This window comes from Mucilaginibacter sp. NFX135 (assembly GCF_048565145.1).
Classification (GTDB): Bacteria; Bacteroidota; Bacteroidia; order Sphingobacteriales; family Sphingobacteriaceae; genus Mucilaginibacter.
Genome location: NZ_CP183412.1, coordinates 5,210,768 through 5,234,337, shown reverse-complemented (window position 1 = coordinate 5,234,337; position 23,570 = coordinate 5,210,768). Strand labels below are relative to the sequence as shown.

Below are 23,570 nucleotides of genomic sequence, written 5' to 3'. Positions count from 1 at the left end.
GCTTACCTTTTTGATTATTACGCGAGCATGGACGCTCGAAAAAAGACAACACTCGGGCGTGGACGCTCGACCGTGCTTTTTTATTTTCTGTTTGATATCCTTTCCGTTGAAGATAATATCCTACAATAGCCGGCGAAAATATTACAGTAAAGGCTAACACTAGTAGATTACATTTGTTATGCAATTTTAAACCATAATACTAAATTTACTATACCACCCGATAAACGCATGAAAGTGTTGCCCGTGTTAGATTTTACCATTATAGGTATTTACCTTATTGCCATGGTGCTGGTGGGTTTTTATTTTTCGCGTAAAAATAAAAATGCAGAGCAGTTTACCGTTGCATCCGGTTTAATACCGGGCTGGGCTATCGGTTTATCTATTTATGCCACTTTTTTAAGCAGTAACACCTTTTTGGGAGTACCGGGCAAAGCCTACGGCGGCAACTGGAACGCTTTTGTATTTAGCTTATCCATGCCTTTTGCGGCCTGGATAGCGGTTAAATATTTTATACCATTTTATCGTAACACCGGCAACATATCAGCATATACACATTTTGAAAAACGCTTTGGCCCCTGGGCAAGGGTTTACGCGGTTATTTGTTTTTTGCTTACGCAGATCGCCCGTATGGGTTCTGTGTTTTTTGGCATCGCGCTGAGTTTGCAGGCACTTACTGGCCTATCTATGAAAACCATCATGATTGTAATGGGGATCTCCATTATCCTGTATACGGTATCCGGCGGCATCAAAGCCGTGATCTGGACAGAGGTTGTTCAAGCCATCATTAAAACTTTGGGGGCCCTGCTGATCATTTACCTGGTGGTAAACAGCATTCCCGGCGGTTTTGGTAAGATTGTAGAAATTGGCAAAGCCGATCATAAATTCAGCCTGGGCAGTTTTTCGCTTAACCTTACCGAGCCAACATTTTGGGTGATCCTGTTTTACGGTTTCTTTATCAATCTCAATAACTTTGGGATGGATCAAAATTATATCCAGCGGTATCATGCGGCTACATCTACCAAACAGGCAGCAAAATCGGTATGGCTTTGTGTTGGTATTTATGTGCCGGCATCTTTCCTGTTTTTTGTAATAGGCTCATGCTTATATGCGTATTACAGCCAGCACCCGGATCTGATCTTAATCCTTAAACATCAGGTAGCTATTGAACGCCTGCCTGCAACTGCTACGGCAAATGAGGTTACCGCATTTATGGGCAAACTTACGCCTGCCGATTATGGTGATAAGATCATGCCGCATTTCATGGTCACCAAAATTCCTGCGGGCCTGGTTGGTATTATCGTAGCCGCCATTTTGTCGGCGGCCATGAGCACCATCAGTTCGGGCATGAACTCATCGGCTACCGTATTTACCATTGATATCTACAAAAGATATTTTAAACCACAGCTCAACGAAAAAGATACGCTGAATGCATTGCATATTGGTACTGTGCTTTTTGGGTTTGCAGGTATGGCGGCGGGCATAGCCATGATAGGGGTAAAGAGCATCCTCGAATTATGGTGGCAGCTTTCGGGGATTTTCGCGGCGGGCATGCTTGGTTTGTTTTTGTTGGGGATTATCAGCAGACAAACCCGTAACCACGAGGCTATTATTGCCAGTATCATAGGTGTTTTGGTGATTCTTTGGCTTACTTTTCCGGCCCTCATTCCAGAACAATACGCTGCCCTGCGCAGTACGCTGAATACCAATATGATCATTGTTGCAGGCACATTGGCCATATTTTTAACAGGGATATTCTTAACCAAAACAAGGCAGTTAACAGTTTAATTTAATCATCAAATGGAGCAATCAAAAAAGGGTTTTATCCCGGTAATGTTAACGCCTTTTAAAGATAACGGTGCGGTTGATTATGCAGCGCTAACCCGTTTAACCGAAATGTACCTGCATGCCGGTGCTGCCGGTGTATTTGCCAATTGCCTGTCGAGTGAAATGTTTGAACTGAGCGGCGAAGAGCGCCTGGCAATAATCAAACATGTGGTTGAAACTGTTGATGGCGCTGTTCCGGTTGTAGCCACCGGCACTTTTGGTGGCCCAATTGAAAAACAAGCCGACTTTATAAAACGGGTGTATGATACGGGCACTTCGGCGGTAATTGCCATTACAAGTTTACTGGCCGATGTTGATGAGCCGGATACTACACTTAGCGACCGCGTATTTGAGCTGTTCGATCAAACCGAAAAAATCCCTTTGGGTTTTTACGAATGTCCGGTGCCATACAAGAGGTTATTATCGGCAGAACAGCTTCATCACTTTGCTGTCACCGGCAGGGTAATATATCATAAAGATACCTGCCTTAACCTGGATATGGTAAAACAGAAACTGGAGGCGAGTAAAATTAATCCGGCTTTTGGTTTGTATGATGCCTACATGGTCCATGCGGTTGAATCGCTGAAAGCTGGTTCGGCAGGTTTATCCTGTATCCAGGGGAATTTTTTTCCGGAGCTTATTGTTTGGTTGTGTGATCATTACGCCGATGCATCGCGCCAGCACGAGGTGGCCATGGTACAAGAGTTTTTAACCGAAAATATGGACGTAATGCACAATGTTTATCCGGTTATTGCTAAATATTATCTTACCAAACGGGGTTTAAAAATAACTACTATAACGCGCCGCGATGTTGGGTATTTTTCGCAGGCTATCCGTAACAAAATAGAAGATCTGTACAGTAACTATACCGCACTGCAAAGCGAGATAGGTATTTATTAGTCTTAAGTCGAAAGTAAGAAGTCATGCTTTTTTATTTTTACTTCAGACTTCTGACTAACAACTTAAGACTTCACTAAATCAAGCAGAAATTGCCTGCTTTTGTCCTTTAATATACCGGCGTTTATATTCAAGCGGGGTCATGCCGGTAACCCTTTTAAAGTGCCGGTAAAAGTTTGAAATATTATTATAGCCGCATTCAAAGCACAAAACCTCGGTAGGCAATTTATCTTCTATCAAAAACCTGCAGGCATGACTGATCCTGATCTCGGTTAAAAAATCAAAATAAGTTTTCTTGGTCATCAGCTTAAAATATCGACAAAAGGAGGTAACGCTCAGGTTGCCAATAGCGGCTATTTTTTCCAGGCTGATCTCCTGTTTATAATTGGCCAGTGTATATGAACATACTTTATTGAGGCGGATGGTATCTGATTCGTTGGATTGGTGAAAGTCACTGTGCGACAGTGTTATCGGTTCAAAGTCTTCATTTTCGGCCAGCACTTTTAATATCGAAAGCAGGATAATGATCCTGTCGAGATTAGTAGCCTCAACCGCTTGCCGCATCAGTTTGGCCAACTCGGTTTTTGCCTCGCCCTTGATGACCATACCACTTTTGGCCTTTTCAAAAAGTTTGGGCAACATGAATGCTTCGGGTAAATTTAACAGGTAACGACCGAGACAGTCTGGCAAAAAATGGATTACGATTACCTCAACATTCAATCCGGATTCGGGCAAAAAGTATTCATCCTTGCACCGCCAGCAGTGCGGGAGGGCTTCACCAAGCAATGTAATTTCGCCAGGCGAAAAATTGCTGATATTATCACCAATAAACCTAACCCCTTCGCCCTTGATTACGAAGTGTAATTCAAGCTCAGGATGGTAGTGCCAGATGCCGCGGAAGGTGGGCAAAATATCGTGCCTGATACTGAATGAATTTTGCGGTTTTACCGCAACCTTGAGAAAATGGGGCTTCATTTTGTAAAAATCAATAAAGGTTAGCAGGCCGGTCGGCAATTAGGTGCGCGCCTCGTCGGTTTATATTTTTAAAAGTAGCAATTTTTAATTAAACCGAATTTGCAGCAATGTAATTTTCTTTTGACAAAAATTTAGCTGAACAGGAAAAATAGCTTATGATAAGATTGTATAATAAATGGATAAATACAAACAGGAAACGCAAAGGCTAACCATTGATATTTGTTAAAGCAACTTGTAAATCAGGCTGCAAGATACCAGGGAATAAACCAATAAAATTAATTATACTTTTTATCAGGCTTTTAGAACTGACAAGATTTTAATACTTAATTAATTGTAATGTAAACAATTAATTAAGTAAAAAATGGCAGTATATTATAAACTTTTTGAAGGCTTTAGATAAGCTGTATAAAGAATTTAACCAATTGAAACAACCATGAAACACTTTAAATATATAGCAATATTGTTATTATCAGTTGCAGGCAACGTAGCTTTTGCACAAACAGCAACCGATAATAACTATATAAAGGTGATTACCGAACGCGCAAACAAAATTGTTACGGGGGCCGGCATTACCGATTCGGTGAAATTTAAAAAGGTACGTGATATTGTGGTTGCGCAGTACAGCGGTTTGAATGCCGTTTATGATGCCCGTAAAACAAAAGTGAACGATATCAAAACGCAAATGGGTGACGATAAAGCCGGGGCCAACGCCAAAATTGCCCTTGTTGACAGCGATGCGGTAAAGCAGGTTAAAGTACTACATGCTTCATATATCAAAAAGCTGAACAAAGAGGTAAGTGCCGATGAGGTTGACAAGATAAAAGACGGCATGACCTATCGCATCTATCCCATTACCTACACTGCCTACCAGGACGAAATCCCTAATCTTACCGAAGAACAAAAAGGTAAGATAAAAGGGTGGCTGCTGGAAGCAAGGGAGAACGCGATAGATGCAGAATCGGCGGAAAAAAAACATGCGTGGTTTGGCAAGTTTAAGGGCCGCATTAATAACTATCTGTCTGCACAAGGCTATGATATGAAAAAGGAGGGGGAAGAATGGCAAAAAAGGATCAAGGAGCGGCAAGCCGCAAAACAATAATTTGAACTAACCTAATATTCCCGGTATCATGATATAAGCTTTAGCCGGGCAAACCAATTATACCAATTAATTAACCTGATCATGAAAATTAAATTATCAAGTTTATGAGAAAACTTTTCCTCTTACTTTCGGTGTTGCTGTGCATAGGCAGTGCGCTAAAAGCCCAGGATCGTAACATAACAGGTACTGTTGTGGACGAAAAAGGTGCTCCTTTGCCGGGAGTTGCCATCCAGGTAAAAGGCAGCACCACCGGCACTATTACCAATGCCGATGGTAAATATTCAATTAAGGCTACTAACCTGCAAGCTATTGTGGTTGGAGCTAAGTTTCTTGGGTACAATTACCAGGAAAAATCATTGAAAATTGGCGAAATGAATGCCGATTTTAAAATGATGCCATCACAAAATGCCCTTGACGAGGTGGTAGTAGTAGGTTACGGTACCCAAAAGAAGATCCACTTAACGGGTGCGGTTGCGCCTGTGGATATGAAAGCTATTCAGGATATCCCTACTACCAACCTTGCGGCCGCGCTACGCGGAACAAATGCCGCGGTTAGTGTAACCGGAGGTATTGCAAGGCCGGGCCAAAGCGGAACAATCACTATCCGTAACCCTGTTTTCCTGGCAAAAAATGGCGGCAGTACTACACCCTTATATATCATTGATGGCGTGCAGCGTACCGAATCAGATTTCAACCTGCTTGATCAAAGCGAGGTTGAGAACATTTCGATACTGAAGGATGCTGCAGCGGCCATTTACGGTATTTTGGGCGCGAACGGTGTTATTGTTGTAACAACCAAACGTGGCCAGGCCGGCGGGCCAAAGGTGAGCTTTAGCTCCTCTGTTGGTGTGGCCGATGCCATTCAATTGCCTAAAATGATGTCGGGCTTTCAGATGGCTACCTATTTAAATGATGTTGAGCAAACAAGGTATAACCATACCATCACTCCCGAAGGTTATATCAACGGCGATTTAAGCAATAAAGATTTAAAATATTACACGCCTGATGAGCTTGACTATTTCAAAGCTAATAATCAAAATTTTTTGGAGCAGGCATTTAAACCGGCAGTAACAACCCGTAACGCGCTTAGCATAACAGGCGGTAACGACAAGGTGACTTATTTTGCAGGTGCTAACTATGTAAATCAAAACTCTAACTTTAAAGGTGTAAATACCAACCGCTTTGGGTTTAGGGCGAGTGTTGATGCAAAGGTGGCAAAAGGCTTAAAACTGTCATTGTCATTGAGCGAAGATCTCGCCAAAAGCAAAATATACTGGTATAAGCTTTCAAGCACCAGTGAAAGTCCGGACAACGACTTTCTGTCGCTTAACCAGGCACCACCATGGCAAAAATATTTTATTGACGGACACCCTGTATACTTAGGAACCAGCAATAACGATAACCTTAACTTTTTTGCTGTTCAAAACTCCAATAACTACACAGGTAATAATAATACCATATTTAATGGTTTAGCCAATTTGAGTTATGAAATTCCGGGTATTAGCGGGCTAACGGCCAATGTAAGCTATAACCGTAACATAAATAATGCTTTCAACAAGCAATATGGCTCAACATTTTATTACAATCAATATTCCGGCGAAGGGGATAACAACCATATTCCGGGAGGGACTGTAGTAGGCGTAAAAGCCATAAAAAATGGTGACAAGGTTCGCCTTACCCCGTCACTGGCCGATAATTACCAGTTCAACGCGAACCTCACTTATCACAAAAAGTTTGGTGCACATGAAATTACTGCGCTGGCATTATATGAGCAGTACGAATCATATAGCGAAGGTGTGGCAGCTGAGGTCATCGGAGTAATTGTGGGCGGAAAAGACAACCAGAACTTCACCACCGGCGATCAGTCATCAAACCAGGCTACTTTGGTAAAAGAATATGGCCGTAAGGCTGTTGCTGGCAGGGTAAATTATGCTTATGCCGATAAATACCTGGTTGAACTGGCCATGAGAGCGGATGCTAATACCAACTTTGCGCCGGGCCATCAATGGGGATATTTTCCGTCCGCTTCAGTAGGCTGGGTGCTTTCAAAAGAAAATTTCTTTAAATCAGTAAGCTTTGTTGATCTGCTGAAATTCAGGGGATCGGTTGGTTTGCTGGGTTCTGATAATACACCATCGTACTTATACGCGGTTAACTACCAGTTTGGTACCGGTAACAAAGGCGGCGCGGTTTTCGGTGGCAATGGCGACAGGGGTTTGGGTGCGCTGTTAAATATCGCTATCCCTAACGCTAATTTAACCTGGGACCACGACTTAAAAACGAACTACGGTTTGGATGCTGCTTTTCTGAATAACCGCTTATCAGTTTCTGCAGATTATTTCTGGGAGCACCGCTATGACATGCTTGCTTCATTAAACACCTCTGTTCCGGTAACTATTGGTGCAGCGCCATCTGCCGAAAACTATGGCATCATCAATACTTTCGGTTACGAGATCTCTGCAAGCTGGAAGGATAAGATAGGATCAAACTTCAGTTATAGTTTCAGCCCGTTCTTTGCCTGGAGCGATAATAAATATATCAAATATGATATCGCTGCCGCACAGGTTGGTACCATCCAGGATTTGACTGGTAAATCAGGTGATCCCGGTACACTGGGTTACAAATCGCTTGGTATCATCCGTACACAAGCCGATGCTGATGCTATCATTGCCCAAAGGGCTGCCGCCGCCGGTGGTGCGCAAAACGTTAAGATCTTCGGTTATACTCCGTCTCCCGGTATGATCAACTATGTTGATAAAAATGGCGATGGTATCATCAAACAAAATGATGTTAATGATCAGTTTTATTTAGGTCATAAAGCATCAAACCACTACAATCTTGGTCTGAACTTTGGCGGCACATACAAAACTTTAAGCTTAAATGTGGTGATGGGCATGAGCTGGGGTGGTAACCAGTCAATTGAGAGCGCGGCCATTAAACAGGCTACAGCTAACCAGAACAGGCCGGTATTTTGGACCGACCACTGGACCCCATCTAACCCAAATGCTAAATATCCCGATCCTTATTATTCAGACGATGTGAGTGCTACAAGTGATTTCTGGTTTGTTAGTCCCTTTACCTGGAATATTTCCAGCGCTAATTTAAGCTATACCCTGCCTGTTGGTTTAACCAAAAGGCTCGGCATGTCAAGCATAAGGGCATATGTGGTAGCTACAAACCCAATCAACTTTGTAAACCCGTTCCCTGATCATTATCGTGACATTTCATCACCATTTGGTGCATATCCGAACTTACGTACAGTATCTTTTGGTTTAAACTTAGGCTTCTAAACTTTGAAAGACATGAAATTATTTAAAACCATATTTGCAGCTTTGATCGTATCAGCCCTGTTTACAAACTGTAAAAAGGTGCTCGATAAAGAGGATCTTACCCATAGCACCCCAAGCCAGGTATTTAATGACTCAACGGTTGCTATATTAAACATCAATTACCTGTACACTGCTAATCAGCCGGGTTGGTTTGGCGACACCGGCGGAGCTATAGGCGGCGGCGGTGATAAGTGCGACGAATTTTACAGTGATAACGCTTTTGTAAAAGGAACTGTTACTATTGAAACCGTTGGTGATATCGGTACATCGGTAAACATCACCAATAACTACGGCCGTATCCGTAACATTAACCAAACCCTGCAGGACCTTGATGCCAGTACTTTACCGGCTTCTACCAAAAACAGGTATAAAGCACAGGCTTATTTTTGGAGGGCCTTCCGGTATTTCGATCTGGTAAGGCTATACGGTGGTGTTCCGCTGGTATTAAAACCGCTGGATGCCATTGGCCAGGATGCCAAAAACGCGGCCTTATTGCCTCGTAACAAAACTTCTGAGTGCTTTAAACAAATTGTGAGCGACCTCGACAGCTGTATCAAATACCTGCCCGCAAAATGGAACGGAAGTGATTACGGCAGGATCACATCGGCAGCTGCTGCCTCATTTAAAGGCAGAGTGTTGTTGACCTATGCAAGTCCTCAGTTTAATCCAAGCAATGATGCCGCACGCTGGCAAACCGCTGCTGATGCAAATGATAAGGCAATGCAGATCCTGACCGCCAATAATTACGGTTTAAACCCATCGTACGATAACATGTGGTTTACCGAAAGTGGCAGCAACCCTGAAGCTATTTTGGTTACCGGTTTTAACACGTCAACAAGCGATCAAAACCAAAATAACAATACTTATGATAACGCAACCCGTCCGGCTTATTTAGGTACTAAAGGTGGTTCAAACCAACCTACCTGGGATATTGTAAAATCATACCCAATGCTTGACGGTAAGGCTCCGGGAGCATCAGCAAAATATGCTTATGACGATTCAAAGTTTTTTGATAACCGCGATCCAAGGTTTAACAAAACTATAGCATACAATGGTTGTAACTGGCCTATAAACAGTAACACTTCATACCGTTTGTGGACCTACTTTTACTACAATAAGGCAGATGGATCGGGCGTTAAAACTACTGAACCTGCATCAGCAACAAATTCCGGATTTTACCTGCGTAAAGCTATCGATCCAAACGTTAGTGTAGCCAATGCACCATATGTAGGTACCGATTGGATGGAGATCCGTTATGCCGAGGTTTTACTAAACCAGGCAGAATGCGCCGCCGCATTGGGTAATGTAACCACCGGTTATACCAATATTGCCGCTATCAGGAAACGTGCAGGGATTGAGGCAGGTACCGATAACCTGTATGGTTTAGACGCAGGTATGAGCCCTGACCAGATGATTACAGCTATCATGAACGAGCGGAAAATTGAGTTTGCTTTTGAAGGTAAACGTTACTGGGACCTTCGTCGCCGTAAACTGCTCGAAAGCACGTTGAACGGTAAAAAGAGGACGGGGCTTACAGTTACGCTTAACAACAACGCGAGCGGCAAAGATTATATCACCGGTACACGTGATGCTTCCGCAGCGGCATCTTTAGATGATATGTACAGCACATTGTTCACTGTTAAAACAAAAACTTTGGATTCGTATACCATCGCGGTTCAGGCGGGCGATTACTTTTTCGGCATCCCCGCGGCTGCATTGTTAAACAATGTCAATTTACAGCAAAACAACACCTGGGGCGGGCCGTTTGATCCGCTTCAATAATCAATTAATTGAACGGCGGGTGCGCCACTTTAACAAGAGAATACATTATATAGCATATGAAAAAACACACAGCTTTATTTTTAGTAGCAGCGGCATTGGGTTTAGCTAAACCGGCTTTTGCCCAATACCCGGAGATACCGGAGAAGGTTAAAGCAGAAAGTGAAGCTTTGATGAAAGAGGCTACCCGTCGTTCAGATTCAGCATGGGCGGTTGCCCTGCCTATAATACAGGCCGATCAGCGCCGGGGAAAAGTATATGTACCATGGGCCGCGCGTCCAACCGATCTGCCTCAGGCAAAGATCCCGGCTTTCCCAGGTGCCGAAGGCGGTGGTAAATTTACTTTTGGAGGTCGTGGCGGCAAGGTATATGTAGTTACCAGTTTAGCGGATAGCGGCCCGGGTACTTTGCGTGAGGCTTGTGAAAAAGGTGGCGCACGCATCGTAGTATTTAACGTCGCGGGTATCATCCGCATCAAAACTCCGATCATTGTAAGAGCGCCATATATCAGTATTGAAGGGCAAACTGCTCCGGGCGACGGTGTTTGTATTGCCGGCGAATCATTTTGGGTGAACACGCATGACGTTGTAATCCGCTATATGCGTTTCCGCCGCGGCGAAACCAATGTTGGCCGCCGTGATGACGCTTTAGGCGGCAACCCGGTTGGTAATATCATTGCCGACCACGTATCTGCAAGCTGGGGTTTGGACGAAAATTTTTCCATGTACCGCCATATGTTTGATCCGGGCGATGGCTCGAAAGAAGAGAAACTGGGTACTGTGAACATCACTATCCAAAACTGTATCTATTCCGAATCGCTTGACTACTGGAACCATGCTTTCGGTTCAACAACAGGCGGCGAAAACAGCTCATTGATGCGTAACCTTTGGGCCGATAATACCGGCCGTAACCCATCAGTTGGTTGGAATGGTGTTTACAACTTTGTAAACAACGTCGTATTTAACTGGCACCATCGCTCAATGGACGGCGGCGATTACACCACCAATTATAACGTGATCAATAACTACTTTAAACCAGGGCCGGTTACACCTAAAAACGAGCCCGTTGGCCACCGCATCCTGAAACCGGAATCGGGCAGGAGCAAGTTGAAAGAAAAAGTATTCGGTCGTGTTTACGCCTCAGGCAATATCATGGAAGGTTATCCTGAAGTTACTAAAAATGCATGGAACGGCGGTATCCAGGTTGAAGGACCTGGCGGTAAGGAGTTACCTGATGCAGGCCCGTACAAGGATTATATGAAAGCCAACGAGCCTTTCCCTATGCCGCCGTTAACTATCATGTCGGCAAAGGATGCCTTTAAATTTGTCATCGCAAACGCCGGCGCGACATTGCCAAAACGCGACCCGGTGGATGTGCGCATCACTGAACAGGTACGCACGGGTAAAATCACTTATAAGGAAATGGAAACCGATACCGCTTACCAGTTTAAAGTGCGTAAACTGCCTAAAGACTCGTACAAACTTGGCATTATCACTGCCCCATGGCAGGTTGGCGGTTACCCTGAATATAAAGGTACGCCCTATAAAGATTCGGACAATGATGGTTTGCCTGATGCCTGGGAACTGGCACATGGTTTAAACCCTAAAGACGAAAACGATTCGGCGCTGCCTGCAAAAAATGGTGGCGGTTATACCAATATCGAAGTATATTTAAATACGGTAGCTGCCAAAGGCGAAAAGAAACTGGCTGCTTTGAAATAAAGGCTGCCATTGTAGAAGATCATTGCCGTTGGTTTTAACCAACGGAATAATTAAATGGGAACAAAGAGGGCTTTAGCCCAAATGCAGCTTGCATATTTAGGCTAAAGCCGGGATTTTTTAGCTTCTGTTACCGTTGGTTAAAACCAACGGCAATGAATGACATTTTAAAAAACTGCTATAATGCGGGGATTGAGGTTTATAAGGATTTATTTTTTGGTTGGTTTAATGACTGGGGGGATGCTTTTGCATACCCCCTTATTTGCGCAGGATAAAAAGAAAGCTCCTAAACCGCAACCGCCTGTAGCTGCCGACAAAAACGGCAAACTGGTTTACACAGTCGCTCCCAACGGCGACCGCATTCCCGATTATTCGTACTGTGGGTATATGGCTTCCGAAAAACCGGTCCCATTTGTGCCTGTAAAAGTTGTAGTGCCCCTAAAGGCCGGTGACGGTACATTGAGGATCCAGGCTGCCTTAGACTACGTGGCCGGTTTGCCTGCCGATAAAGATGGTTTCCGCGGAGCAGTATTGCTCAATAAAGGCGTGTACCAGGTAAACGGCAGTCTTAAAATTAAGGCTTCGGGCGTTGTTTTACGGGGAAGCGGGATGGCTGCCAATGGTACTGTATTATTTGCAGCCGGAACCGACAGGGAAACTTTTATTCATATTACCGGAAAAAGTGACCGGCAAACATCTAAAGAAATTAAAATTACCGATACTTATGTGCCGGTAAATGCCAATACCCTGCACATTGCCGATGGCGCAGGTATTAAAACCGGCGACATGGTTTTGATCCACCGCCCAAGTACGCAGGCATGGATCAATACAATAAAAACTGACCATTTTGGAGGTGACTTGACCGCTTTAGCCTGGAAACCCGGCGAGCGTGATATTTACTGGGATAGGAAAGTGGTTGCGGTTGATGGCAACGCGGTAACCCTTGATGCTCCTTTAACAACAGCTTTAGATTCGGCTTATGGAGGCGGCTTAATAGCTTCTTATCAATGGCCTGGCAGGATTGCACAAGTTGGTGTCGAAAATATAAAACTACAGTCGGCATATAATACAGCTAATGCTAAAGACGAGGCCCACCGTTGGGTGGCCATCACCATGGAAAACGTGAGTGATGCCTGGGTACGCCAGGTAACATTTGAACATTTTGCAGGTTCGGCAGTATTTGTTGCACCAACAGGTAACCGCATCACGGTTGAGGATTGTAAGTCACTTGCACCGGTTTCTGAAATAGGTGGGCAGCGCCGCAACACGTTTTTAACCATGGGCGGGCAAAACCTTTTTCAGCGCTTATATTCTGAGCAGGGCTTTCATGATTTTGCTACCGGATATTGTGCGCCGGGACCAAATGCTTTTGTACAATGTATGTCGGCAGGCTCGCTAAGCTTTAGCGGAGGTATCGATAGCTGGGCATCTGGTGTTTTATTTGATATTGCCAATATAGATGGGCAACCGTTAAGTTATATGAACCGGGGGCAGGACGGACAAGGCGCCGGATGGAGCGCCGCTAATAGTTTGTTTTGGAATTGTACTGCCGCCCGTGTTGATTGCTATCAACCTCCAACCGCTCAAAACTGGGCTTTTGGCACCTGGGCACAATTTGCCGGTGATGGATACTGGAGTACATCAAACAGCACCATAAGCCCAAGAAGTTTTTACTACACGCAATTAGCTAACCGACTGAATAAAGACGTAACTAAACAGGCCGGGATCTTGTATCCGGCTACCGAACCATCAAGCAGCCCGACGGTTGAACAGGCTGCTGAGCTGATGGCCGCTGCCCGGAAATCTGCGGTAACTATCAGCAACTGGATAGATCAGGCACCTAAAAGAAATTCGATTAATACTTCATCTGCAAATGCAAAAATTATTGATGAAATAGGATACAAAACTGCTGCAACTGCTGCGTTAGCTCCCAAAATGGTTGTTACCAACGGCTGGTTAACCCGTGGTAATGTGGTATTAACAGGCAGGCATTTTGAAACCCCATGGTGGAGCGGCACCGTTCATCCTGATTATACCGAAAAGGAAGCCAAACCGGCCATCACCCGCTGGGTACCCGGCCAAACCGGTACAGGTTTAACTGATGACCTGAACGCTGTAACTGATTGGATGCGGAAAGATAATGTCGTAGTTTTTGAGCATAATTACGGTTTATGGTATGACCGCCGCCGCGATGATCACGAGCGCATCCGCAGGATGGATGGCGATGTTTGGGCCCCGTTTTATGAACTACCCTTCGCGCGCAGCGGAAAGGAACTGGCTTACGACGGCTTAAGCAAATACGACCTTACAAAATATAATACCTGGTACTGGAGCCGCTTGAAACAATTTGCTGATCTCGCCGATCAGAAAGGCCTGGTGTTGGTTCATCAAAACTATTTTCAGCATAATATTATTGAGGCTGGCGCGCATTATACCGACTTTCCGTGGCGCACAGCAAACAATATTAACGGCACCGGTTTCCCCGAGCCTGTACCTTACGCCGGTGACAAGCGCCAGTTTATGGCCGAGCAGTTTTATGACGAAAACGATCCATCAAGGCGCAAGCTTCACATTGCGTACATCAATAAATGTATGGACAACTTTGCCGGTAACACCGGGGTGATCCAGCAAATCGGGGCGGAATTTACCGGTCCGCTGCATTTTATGAAGTTTTGGGTTGAAACTATTAAGCAATGGGAAGCAACGCATAAAAAGAAACAATTTATTGGCTTAAGCGCTACCAAGGATGTACAGGACGCCATCCTTGCCGATCCGGCAACTGCTTCGGTTATCAACGTGATCGACATCCGTTATTGGTATTACCAGGCCAACGGAACGGCTTATGCACCCATTGGTGGCCAAAGCCTGGCACCACGCCAGCAAGCCCGGATCTTTAAACCCAAGGCTGCATCATTTGAACAGGTTTACCGGGCGGTACATGAGTATCGCACTAAATATCCTGATAAAGCGGTATTGTTTTCTGCCGATGATTATGACCGTTTCGGCTGGGCGGTATTTATGGCTGGGGGATCATTACCCGTGCTGCCTGCAGGTACCAATAAAGCTTTCCTAACTGATGCAAGCGGTATGAAACCCATTGCGTTGCCCGGTTCGCCAAAAGACCAATGGGGGCTGGCATCGTCAAAAGGATATATTATTTACAGCAATAGCGGTGAGATCCATCTTGATCTATCAGCTGGTATCAGTTACAAAGCACAATGGATCGATCCAAAAACCGGCGAACTCTTGCGTGGTGAAGAAACGATAACAGGTGCCGCTAACACAGAAATTAACGGACAGGGGAACGGGGTTGCTATTTTGTGGTTGAGACGTAATTAAATGATTTGAAAAAATACATAAAAGAATAAAAAAGCGGGCATAGGGCAGTGCGATTCCCCTCTTGAGAGGGGCGGAGGGTTGTGTTTATTAAAGCGATAATAAACCGCGGATCAAACACACCCCTGCCATCACTCAACCCAACGCGCCCCCTTCAAGAGGAGAACTTTAAAAAATGCTATCGTTACTATATTATGCTTAAAAAAGCCACCATATTAATTGCCATTGCCTGTTTGTTTTTTGCATTTAAAAGCAATGAAACAACTATGCCGCCTTTAAGCATATCCACCAACCATCGCTACTTTATGGCCGGCGATAAGCCTTTTTTCTGGTTAGGCGATACCGGCTGGCTGCTATTCTCTAAATTAAAAAGGGAAGAAGCCGAACAATACCTTGATACTCGCGCCAAGCAGGGCTTTAATGTGATCCAGGTGATGGTGGTGCATAGCATCAAGGAAACCAATGCCTATGGCGATTCGGCCCTGAACAATAAAAATATAGCTCAACCTAAAATAACTCCCGGCAACACTTTCGGTAAGGGAAGGGCGTATGATTACTGGGACCATATCGACTGGATCATTACCAAGGCTGCCGAAAAAGGTTTGTACGTGGCGCTCGTACCCGTTTGGGGATCGGTTGTAAAAGAGAACCACATTGGTGCTGAAAAAGCGAAAGTGTATGCCGGATTTTTAGCCAAAAGATACCGTGAACGATCAAATGTGATCTGGATGAATGGCGGTGATATTGCCGGTTCAGATTCAGGGAAAACCTGGAATTCTATTGGTAATACTTTGCATGATTTGGACGGCTCGCATCTCATTACCTACCACCCGCGGGGACGAACACAATCATCAAAATGGTTTCATAACGAAAGCTGGTTAGATTTCAATTGCTTTCAGTCCGGCCATCGTACTTATGTACAGGATACTTCAAAAAAAGATTTAAAATACGGTGAAGACAACTGGCGCTATGTGGAAACGGATTACAATCTATCACCCGTAAAACCAACGCTTGATGCCGAGCCATCGTACGAAAAAATCCCTTACGGATTACATGATATCAAACTACCCCGCTGGACGGCTGCGGATGTAAGGCGCTATGGCTACTGGTCGGTTTTTGCCGGGGCCTGTGGTTATACTTATGGCGATAATGACGTGATGCAAATGCACAAACCAACAGATAAAGGCAGCGCATATGGCTCGAAAGGCTATTGGTATAATTCGGTTAACGATCCCGGTGCAAAACAGATGGATTACCTGAAAAAGCTGATGCTTTCGCGCCCGTATCTTGATCGTATACCGGATCAGTCATTAATTGCCGGTAATAACGGCGAAAAGTATAACAGGCTCATCGCTACCCGTGGCACAAACTACGCCTTTTTATATACCTATACTGGCAGGGAAATCAATGTAAATACGGATAAACTGGAAGGTACAAAGCTCAAAGCTTCCTGGTTTAATCCCCGTAACGGACAAATTACAGCTATCGGCACATTCGCGAAAGCCAAAACAATCAAATTTAAACCGCCCGGCAAAATATCAAACGGTAACGACTGGGTGCTCATTATTGATGCGATATAAGTGAACAGGACAATTAAACATATCAGCTTATTATTAGCTCTTGCATTGATGTTTTCATGCAGGGCAAGTAAAAGCGTGTACCTTTTTACATCGTTTCATGAGCCGGCCAATGAAGGTTTGCGCTTTTTGTATAGCTATGACGCTTATCACTGGAACGCTATAGACCACATCTTTATTAAACCTGAAGTTGGCGATGCCAGGATCATGCGCGATCCTTCCATCGTGCAGGGGCCCAATGGTACATATTATCTGGTATGGACGACTGGCTGGAAAAACGATAAAGGCATCGGTTATGCCAGTTCAAAGGATTTGATACACTGGTCGGCACAACAACATATTGAGGTAATGGCCAATGAACCTACCGCGGTGAATGCATGGGCACCGGAGTTGTTTTATGATGACGAGAACAAATATTTCATTATTGTTTGGGCCTCAACTGTTCCATTTAGGTTTCCAAAAGGACAGGAGGATGAGAATAATAACCATCGCCTTTACTACGCTACTACCAAAGATTTTAAAACGTTTAGTCCCTCAAAGCTTTTCCTTGATCCGGGCTTTAGTGTAATTGATGCGGAGATCGTAAAGCGGGCAAAAGATGATTATGCGCTGGTTATGAAGGATAACACAAGGCCCAATCGTAACATCTTGGTAGCATTTAGCAACAATCCTTTAGGGCCTTACAGCAATTATACACCAAGATTTACGGAACCATACAGCGAAGGCCCGAGCATGACTAAGGCGGGTAACAGTTGGCTTATTTATTACGATTCGTACCGCTTAAAAAGATATGGTGCTATGCGCACAACCGACTTTAAAACTTTTATAGATCTGGCCGATAGCGTAAGCGTACCGGTAGGGCACAAGCATGGTACCATATTTAAAGTCACCAAAAAACAGCTGGGGCAGCTTTTACAGGCAGCCGGGCAAACTAAGGAAGCTAAACATGAATAAGTTTATTATCATATTGTTTTTTATATCGATGGCCGGGATTGCCAAGGCACAGGATATCGTGCATTACAGCGGTAATACGGTTGCCAATGTCGATTATCATCATGGGCAACTGACGCCGGTAATTGGTGTGCATAGTAAGCAGATCTTCCGGGCCAACCGGAAGCATCCTGAACTGGCCGACGGTTATGGCTTTACCTATAACCATGCCCCCATGCTGGCTTACTGGAATAATACATTTTATGTTGAATACCTGAGCGATAAGGTAGGCGAAAGCGTGCCGCCAGGCCAAACCCTGCTCATAACCTCGAAGGATGGCGAAACATGGTCGAAACCCACGGTGGTTTTTCCTCAATATAAAATCCCTGATGGTACTACTAAAGAAGGGTATCCCGGAGTGGCTAAAGATCTGTATTCGGTGATGCACCAGCGCATGGGCTATTATACTTCCAAGTCAAAACGCTTGTTGGTGTTGGGCTTTTATGGTATTTGTTTAGACGGTCATGACGATCCGAACGATGGCTTAGGCATAGGCCGCGTGGTGCGCGAAGTTTTGCCGAACGGCAAATTCGGGCCGATATATTTTATCCATTATAACCCTAAATGGAACGAAAAGAATACCTCATTTCCTTTTTATAAAACCAGTAAGGACAAAGGTTTTGTACAGGCCTGTGATGAGCTGATGGCCAATCCGCTGATGATGATGCAGTGGGTAGAAGAAACGAATAAGAAAGACCCTCTGATCCCGCTGCATAAAGATTATAAAGCATTTAACTTTTATCACCTGCCCGATGGCCGGGTTGTTGGCTTATGGAAATATGCCCTTACTGCTATCAGTACCGATAACGGTAAAACATGGCCTACCAACGCTTCCCGCGCGCCGCGTTTTGTAAATGCCAACGCCAAGATCTGGGGGCAGCGCACATCTGATGGTAAATATGTTACCGTGTACAATCCATCGGAATTCCGTTGGCCGCTGGCATTATCGGTTAGTAAGGATGGATTGGATTATACCAACCTTTTGCTGGTTAACGGCGAGATCACCACCATGCGTTATGGCGGGGCTTATAAATCATACGGTCCGCAATATGTGCGTGGTATTGAGGAAGGGAACGGTACCCCGCCCGATGGCAAGCTTTGGGTAACCTATAGCATGAACAAGGAGGATATCTGGGTATCATCGATCCCGGTACCGATCACCGAAAAGGCGGATGCACATGCCAATGAAGTTTTTAACCAACTGCCGGCCGGCAAAGAACTGGAAAAATGGAATACCTATAGCCCGCAATGGGCACCTGCGGATATCGACAAAACACCAGACGGAGAACGTGCTTTGACATTAAAAGACAGCGACCCTTTTGATTTTGCCAAAGCCGAGCGGGTAGTACCTGTTTCAAAAAAATTAATGACCGATTTCACCATCACAGCCGGGCAAAACAACACCGGTATGCTGGATATTGAATTTCAGGATGAGAAAGGTACTGCTGCTATCAGGCTTACGCTTGATTCTGCCGGGCAATTCAGGACAAAGGCCGGGTACCGTAACAAAAACTTCATGAAATATGAGGGAGATACCCAGTTCCATGTAGTGATAAAGCTGAATACAGATACCCGCTTTTACACTGTGAATGTAAATGGTAAGGATGTACTTACCGGGCTGTTTTTTGCCCCGGTGCTGAGCGTAAACCGGGTTGTATTCCGTACCGGGGATATCAGAAGGTTTCCGGATGCCGATACGCCTACCGATCAGGACTATGATCGTCCAAACGCCGGCGAAACCGCGAAGCAAGCAGTTTTCTATATCAAGTCATTTAAAACAAGTAATTACTAATAATGCCGCGCCTGATAAAATATTGTTGGTTGACGATCTGTCTGCTCAGCTCCGGGATTGCCGGGGCGCAGGTGGTTTTGCCTAAAATATTGGGCAACAATATGGTATTGCAGCGTAATGCCCCCGTACCCGTTTGGGGTACCGCGTCGCCCGGCGAAAAGGTGACTGTAAAGTTCAATAAACAGAGCAAAACAACCACAGCCGATGCATCTGGCAAATGGATAGTGAAACTTGATCCAATGCCGGCATCTGTCAAGCCCGCAACGCTGGTTATATCAGGTACAAACACGATTAAGCTCGAAAATATTTTAGTAGGAGAGGTATGGCTTTGCTCCGGTCAATCGAATATGCAGTATGAAATGCGCAAGAACAGCAAAGTGAAAAAGCCGGATACCAGTACGGAAAATTCCCCGGTTGATGAGTTGGAACGCGCGCATAACCCGCAGATCAGGATTTTCCTCACTACGCAGAAAAACTTGATTAAGCCTGATTCTATCCATTCTGGTTGGAGTGTTGCCGAGGATTCGGCTTTGAGAGCGTTTTCGGCGGCGGGGTATTTCTTTGCTAAAAACCTGCAGTATGATTTGAAAGTACCGGTGGGTATTATTTCATCGGCAGTGAGCGGAAGCCGGATAGAGCCATGGGTATCGCGGGAGGGTTTTGATGCTATCCCATATTTCAAAGCAAACAATATTAAGATCGATGGCGATCCAGGTAAATTCTATACTAAAATGATTGAACCGCTTGCCCCGTTTGCACTTAAAGGTTTTTTATGGTACCAGGGCGAAAGCAACTGCTTTTTAGGCGAAACCATCAGCTATACTTACAAAATGGAAGCGCTCATCAACAATTGGCGCAAATTATGGGGCGATAAAACACTGCCGTTTTACTACGTGCAGATAGCGCCCTATTACTATACCCAGGGTAAGGGACCGGTAACGTATACACCGTTCACTGAGCCGGAATTTCGCGAAGCACAGGCCGCCGCCTTGCAGGTTCCGCATACAGGTATGATCATCACTACCGACCTGAACGATGACCTTAAAAATATCCACCCGCCTTTTAAATGGGAGGTAGGCCGGAGGCTGGAATTACAGGCATTGGCCAATACCTATAAACACCCTGTAGTTTTTTCAGGGCCGGTGTATAAAAGCATGAAGATAAGCCGCAACAAGATCATTCTGGAATTTGATCACATAGGTGCCGGACTAACAAGCCATGATGGTAAACCGCTTACCGATTTTACCATTGCCGGTGCCGATGGAAATTTTGTTGCGGCCAACGCTACAATAAAAGACAATACGGTTGAAGTATCTGCCGGATCGATTACCAAACCCGTAGCCGTGCGTTTTGCCTGGTCGGAATCTGCACAGCCCAATTTTTATAATAAGGATGGTTTGCCTGCTGCATCCTTCCGCACGGATAACCCTTTGAAGTTTACCTTAACTGCTAACTGAATATACTAATGAGATCTGCCTGTTTTAAAATATGGATTATTTTGCTGTTTGTGATAAGCGGGATAGCAGCCCGTGCCCAGGAAACACAAAAGCTGTTCCTGTCGGGCACCGGCAGCGATCATACCGTAAACTGGCAGTTTTACTGTACCGGGGGCAATAACGCCGGCAAATGGACTACCATCCCCGTGCCATCAAATTGGGAGTTTCAAGGCTTTGGCAAATACAATTATGGACTTGCGAAGGATAGTGTAAAGGGTAAAGAGCAAGGCCTTTATAAATACGGGTTTAATGTGCCTGCATCATGGCAGGGCAAAGCCATCAATATTGTTTTTGATGGCTCTATGACCGATACTGAGGTGAAATTAAACGGCAAATCGGCAGGGCCAGTTCACCAGGGCGCATTTTACCGTTTTAAGTATGATGTAAGCGCTTTGCTCAATTACGGTAAACCGAACTTGCTGGAGGTAACGGTATCTAAACATTCTGCCAACGCATCGGTGAACGCGGCCGAGCGCAAGGGTGATTTCTGGATCTTTGGCGGTATTTTCAGGCCGGTATTTTTGGAAGCATCGCCAAAATCTCACATCAGCTACTATGCTGTTGATGCTAAAGCTAATGGTAATATAAAGGCGCAACTCAGACTGGTTTCTGTAAAATCGGGCTCGGTAACAGGGCAAGTTTATACACAGGCAGGGCAAAAGTTCGGCGCTCCGTTTTTTGTGAAGGTTAATGCTGGTGACACCGTTGCTTATATCAGTATGCATCTTGCTTCGCCTAAATTATGGTCGCCGGAGTTTCCTAACCTGTATAATGTGGTATTTACGCTGAATGAGAATGGCAAAGCTGTTCATACAGTAAAACAGCGCATCGGTTTCCGTACGGTTGAACTTAGGGCGCACGACGGCATTTACGTAAACAACGCGAAGATTAAATTTAAAGGCGTAAACCGCCATTCATTCTGGCCGACAACAGGCAGGGCGCTCAATAAAAAGATCAGCATTGAAGATGTACAGCTGATGAAGGATATGAACATGAACGCCGTACGCATGTCGCATTATCCGCCCGATGATCATTTCCTGGATGTGTGCGACTCTTTAGGCCTTTTTGTGTTAGACGAACTCACTGGCTGGCACCACGCTTATGATGACGTAGTTGGTTCAAAGTTGACAAAGGAACTTATCGAAAAAGATATTAATCACCCTTCCATTGTGGTGTGGGATAATGGTAACGAAGGCGGTTTTAACTTTAACCTCGATCATTGGTTTGATGAGTTGGATATTCAGAAACGGCCGCTGGTCCACCCATGGGGCATCTTCCGGGGAACAAATACACAGCATTATATCAATTATGACTACGGTACCAATACCGGCATCAACGGTCATGACATATTTTTCCCAACCGAATTTTTACATGGCCTGTACGACGGCGGTGCTGGTGCTGGTTTAGATGATTTCTGGAAACAGATGTGGCATACGCCAATTTCGGCAGGTGGATTTATATGGGATTTTGCTGATGAAGCTGTGGTTCGCACCGATAAGAACGGCGAACTCGACAGCGACGGCGATCACGGCCCCGATGGAATCATCGGCCCGTATCATGAAAAAGAGGGAAGTTACTACGCCATCAAAGAGATCTGGAGTCCAGTTTATCTTGAACCTCGGGAGATAACGCCAGCTTTCAATGCCGCGCTTCGCTTAGAGAACAGATATTCTTACACCAACCTCAAACAATGCACATTCAGTTATAAACTGGCTACGCCCAATGGTGCCAGTTCAAAAACTAAAACCGGTAGCATCGCTTCGCCGGATGTTGCACCGCGGCAGTATGGGAACCTGCAATTACAACTACCCAAAGGCTGGCAAAATTTTGATATACTGTATATCTCTGCATTTGATGTAAACAAGCATGAACTGTTTACATGGAGTTTTCCGATAAGCAGTCATGATCAAATCACCAACCGTATCATTAGCAAAACAGGAGGAAACAAAGCGCTGATCAGCGAAACCGATTCGCTGTATAATGTGAGAACCGGCAATGGTATAGAGCTGGCTTTTAACCGCAATTCGGGCATATTGGTTAGTGTAAAAAATGCCAAAGGCGATATCCCTTTTAACAACGGGCCAATATTAGTTGAAGGGCAGGATCAAACAGGTTTTCAAAAACTCACTTATCATTACGATGGGGATAACCTAATAGTTGAAGCAGTATTCCCACCTAAAAAATCCGAGCCTTTATTAAAGTGGACGATCTACCCATCGGGCTGGGTGCAGCTTGTTGTTAAATACTGGCCTATTGGCGAGGAAGCCACCCTGATGGGTGTCAATTTTTCTTTCCCCGAAAAAGAGATCAAAGGTGTTACTTATATGGGCGATGGCCCTTACCGGGTATGGAAAAACCGGATGAAAGGTACTTCGCTGGGCGTTTGGGATAAAACTTACAACAATACCATAACCGGGCAAGGCAAGGTCGTTTACCCCGAATTTAAAGGCTATTACTCCAACCTCTACTGGATGAAACTGCAAACCACCGGGCAGCCGGTAACCATTGTTTGCAATAGCAGGGATGTGTTCATGAGGTTGTTTAACCCAGCCAATCCTAAAAATGTGTACAACACTGCCCCGCTTTTTCCTTCGGGCGATATCTCGTTTATGCACGGTATAACCCCGATAGGAACCAAATCGCAAAAGCCTGAAAAACTTGGGCCTGGGGGCCAAAAGAACCAATATTTTAATTACGATAGGAATATAGAAGATGCGCTCACGCTCAACCTGTATTTTGATTTTTCGGGTAAATAATA

General features: G+C 44.9%; 13 protein-coding genes. 12 read left to right on the top strand and 1 reads right to left on the bottom strand.

Annotation, left to right across the window (positions count from 1 at the left end):
- Positions 1-228: 228 nt before the first annotated feature.
- A complete protein-coding gene (locus tag ACNURT_RS21765) occupies positions 229-1,785 on the top strand; it encodes a sodium:solute symporter (protein WP_370997029.1) in 1,557 nt (518 codons plus the stop codon).
- A gap of 12 nt (positions 1,786-1,797) precedes the next feature.
- Entirely contained in the window at positions 1,798-2,724 is a 927-nt protein-coding gene (locus tag ACNURT_RS21760) for a dihydrodipicolinate synthase family protein (RefSeq protein ID WP_090463441.1), read from the top strand.
- A 78-nt stretch (positions 2,725-2,802) separates the two neighbouring features.
- On the opposite strand, the gene ACNURT_RS21755 is transcribed toward ACNURT_RS21760, so the two are convergent.
- The gene (locus ACNURT_RS21755) at positions 2,803-3,696 is read right to left on the bottom strand and encodes an AraC family transcriptional regulator (protein WP_090465686.1); all 894 of its coding nucleotides are present in this window, start codon (positions 3,694-3,696) and stop codon (positions 2,803-2,805) included.
- A 433-nt stretch (positions 3,697-4,129) separates the two neighbouring features.
- Here ACNURT_RS21755 and ACNURT_RS21750 point away from each other — a divergent pair, with 433 nt between their 5' ends.
- From ACNURT_RS21750 to ACNURT_RS21705, 10 genes are all read left to right on the top strand, one after another.
- Positions 4,130-4,795, top strand: a complete 666-nt coding sequence (locus ACNURT_RS21750) for a DUF3826 domain-containing protein (protein WP_090463445.1) — start codon at positions 4,130-4,132, stop codon at positions 4,793-4,795.
- 104 nt (positions 4,796-4,899) lie between these two features.
- The gene (locus ACNURT_RS21745; protein WP_090463448.1) at positions 4,900-8,085 is read left to right on the top strand and encodes a SusC/RagA family TonB-linked outer membrane protein; all 3,186 of its coding nucleotides are present in this window, start codon (positions 4,900-4,902) and stop codon (positions 8,083-8,085) included.
- Between the two features lie 12 nt (positions 8,086-8,097).
- Positions 8,098-9,906 carry a RagB/SusD family nutrient uptake outer membrane protein gene (locus tag ACNURT_RS21740; RefSeq protein WP_090463451.1) on the top strand — a complete coding sequence of 603 codons (1,809 nt, stop codon included), beginning with the start codon at positions 8,098-8,100 and terminating at the stop codon, positions 9,904-9,906.
- A 56-nt stretch (positions 9,907-9,962) separates the two neighbouring features.
- Entirely contained in the window at positions 9,963-11,624 is a 1,662-nt protein-coding gene (locus ACNURT_RS21735; protein WP_090463455.1) for a polysaccharide lyase, read from the top strand.
- A gap of 237 nt (positions 11,625-11,861) precedes the next feature.
- A complete protein-coding gene (locus tag ACNURT_RS21730; RefSeq protein ID WP_370997028.1) occupies positions 11,862-14,960 on the top strand; it encodes a DUF6298 domain-containing protein in 3,099 nt (1,032 codons plus the stop codon).
- Positions 14,961-15,151: 191 nt separating this feature from the next.
- Positions 15,152-16,537, top strand: coding sequence for a glycoside hydrolase family 140 protein (locus tag ACNURT_RS21725; RefSeq protein WP_090463458.1), 1,386 nt, complete (start codon positions 15,152-15,154; stop codon positions 16,535-16,537).
- Entirely contained in the window at positions 16,538-17,488 is a 951-nt protein-coding gene (locus ACNURT_RS21720; RefSeq protein WP_370997026.1) for a glycoside hydrolase family 43 protein, read from the top strand.
- Positions 17,481-19,316 carry a six-hairpin glycosidase gene (locus tag ACNURT_RS21715; protein ID WP_090463461.1) on the top strand — a complete coding sequence of 612 codons (1,836 nt, stop codon included), beginning with the start codon at positions 17,481-17,483 and terminating at the stop codon, positions 19,314-19,316. Before ACNURT_RS21720 ends, ACNURT_RS21715 begins: the two co-directional genes overlap by 8 nt.
- 2 nt (positions 19,317-19,318) lie before the next feature.
- Complete coding sequence (locus tag ACNURT_RS21710) at positions 19,319-20,773, top strand: sialate O-acetylesterase (protein WP_419699484.1); 1,455 nt, start codon at positions 19,319-19,321, stop codon at positions 20,771-20,773.
- Between the two features lie 8 nt (positions 20,774-20,781).
- Positions 20,782-23,568 carry a glycoside hydrolase family 2 protein gene (locus ACNURT_RS21705; protein ID WP_370997024.1) on the top strand — a complete coding sequence of 929 codons (2,787 nt, stop codon included), beginning with the start codon at positions 20,782-20,784 and terminating at the stop codon, positions 23,566-23,568.
- Positions 23,569-23,570 lie beyond the last annotated feature (2 nt).